The organism is Aeromonas piscicola, assembly GCF_000820005.1.
Taxonomy (GTDB): domain Bacteria; phylum Pseudomonadota; class Gammaproteobacteria; order Enterobacterales; family Aeromonadaceae; genus Aeromonas; species Aeromonas piscicola.
Genome location: NZ_CDBL01000081.1, coordinates 1 through 1,026 on the forward strand (window position 1 = coordinate 1; position 1,026 = coordinate 1,026).

The following is a 1,026-nucleotide window of genomic DNA, read 5'->3' on the forward strand; positions in this document are numbered from 1 at the left end:
CCCCTATGTCGCTGACCAAGTGGCGCGCCCGCCCCTGGTACAAGAAGGTGATGGAGAACATCTTCTATCTGTTCAGTCCCTTGCTGTGACATTACATATTTGCGCCTGACGCCGAATTGGACTTGCCTAGCCCCGATATGGCCCCGTAGAGTGCGGCAATGAGCCTTTGGAGAATCATATAAAGATGAAGAAGCGAGTAGCGCTGGCCGTCGGTGCGGCCCTGGTAGTGGGTGGACTGGGTGCCTGCTGGCACACGGGCAATACGTTCGATCGCATCATGGCCGAGCAGATTGCCAAGGTGAAGCAGGAGAGCGGCGTCGAGCTGACCTGGCAGCCGGGTGCCAGCAACCTGTTCACCCGCGATGGTGTGCTGAAGGTGGTGGTCACGCCGCAGACCCTGGCCAGCCTGGATGGTCAGCTGGAAGGTAGCGAGCCGGTCGAGGCGCAGTTCATCGTCAACAGCCGCATCCTGCCGCTCTATATCAAGAGCAACATGCTGCTCGACACCAAACAGGGCTCGCTGGCCCCGGTGTTCAGCGCGCTCAAGCTGGAGCAGTGGCAATTTGGCATAGAGTCGGTCAGCAGCCTGTGGACCGCCAGCAACAGCAGCCGCTTCTGGGCCAACGAATTCAAGGTCAAGCAGGGGCTCGACGAGTTCAGTTTTCTGCCGATGAAGGGCGACTATCACGGCGATCTGGAAGGCAATGGTCACGTTACCTTCCACTGGCAGGGCATGACGCTGCATGAAGAGCAGAGCAAGATGGACATGGTGCTGGCCGAGCTCAAGGGCAGCGCCGACATGGCCGAGATCAGCGGCATCTGGCTCTCTCCTCGCAGCGACATGACCCTATCGGCGCTGTCGGTGCAACTGCCTGACAGCGTCAAGGTGTCACTGCAGGGGCTGACCACGGAAACCCAGCTGGCAGGGGACGATGCCCAGACCCTCTCCAGCAGCTATCAGATGAAGGTGAACACCCTCAATCTGGAGAACGAGACCGACAACCTGGCGGTGACCCAGAGCAAGCT

Annotated in this window: 1 protein-coding gene; it reads left to right on the top strand. The window is 59.8% G+C overall.

The genetic code is table 11. The annotated features are described in order from the left end of the window. Positions 1-184: 184 nt before the first annotated feature. Positions 185-1,026, top strand: an 842-nt coding sequence (locus tag BN1128_RS25000) for a DUF945 family protein (RefSeq protein ID WP_042872817.1), incomplete at its 3' end; no start/stop codon positions are given.